Annotated in this window: 1 protein-coding gene; it reads right to left on the reverse strand. The window is 65.7% G+C overall.

The window, feature by feature from the left end; translation table 11 throughout:
- A partial coding sequence (locus tag HX846_RS33345; RefSeq protein ID WP_178967065.1) for a filamentous hemagglutinin N-terminal domain-containing protein occupies window positions 1-933 on the reverse strand: 933 nt, incomplete at both ends.

Raw genomic sequence — 933 nt, forward strand, 5'->3', positions numbered from 1 at the left:
TGAATCGTGCCGCGGGTATCCACCGAGGTGCTGGCCAGGGCCACGCCGTTCTGCTGCACCTGGTGCCCGGTGAGGGTGATGTCGCCGGTCGACGCCATGATCAGGCCGCTGTTGCTGACCTTGCCCGACGTGCTGCCGGCCTTGAGGCTGGTGGCCACTTCATTGCCACGGGTGGTGGAGCGGTCGTTGCCGGTGGTGCCGACGCCCTTGCGGATATAAAAACTGTCGCCGGCGGCCAGGGTGGCCTGGCCCCTGGCGGTGATGATGCTGCCGGCGTTCTCGACCTCCGAGCCGAGCAGCAAGGCATAGCCACCGGCGTCGGTAGAGGTGGCCGGGTTGTGAGTCTGGATCAACGCGCCGCGCTGCACCTCGACCTTGCCCGCCGCGTCGGTGAAAGTCGGCTGGGTGCCGTTGGCATCCACATAGATCCCGCGTTGGGTGAATTGGTCATCGGTGATGGTGGCAGCGGCCGCCACCAGGTTGCGCACATTGACCTGGCTGCTGCCGCTGAAGATCACCCCGTTGCGGTTCATGATCATCACTGTGCCAGGGGCGTTGATCTGGCCCTGGATTTCGCTGGGGCGCGCGTTGGGGTCGTTGACACGGTTGAGCACGGCCCAATTCGATTGCTGCTGGAAATCGACCGTGGTGTTGCGTCCGACGTTGAAGGTTTCCCAGTTGAGGATCGCCTTGTCGGCGGTCTGCTCGATGGTCACCGTGGTCTTGCCACCGGACTGGCTCTGGGTCGGGCCCTTGGCGTTGGTCCAGCCCTGGGTCAGGCTGTTGTCCACCTGCAAGCCGCCCTTGCCGAGGCCGTCGGGAATCGTCGAGACCTGGCCGAGCGCCGCTTGCCGGCCAGCGGCCTGGGCGGCCTGCTGGGCCGCAATCGCCGCGACACTGTTGTTGAGCGTGCTGATGGAACGTGACAACTGC

It is taken from the genome of Pseudomonas sp. K5002 (genome assembly GCF_013386655.1).
GTDB lineage: Bacteria > Pseudomonadota > Gammaproteobacteria > Pseudomonadales > Pseudomonadaceae > Aquipseudomonas.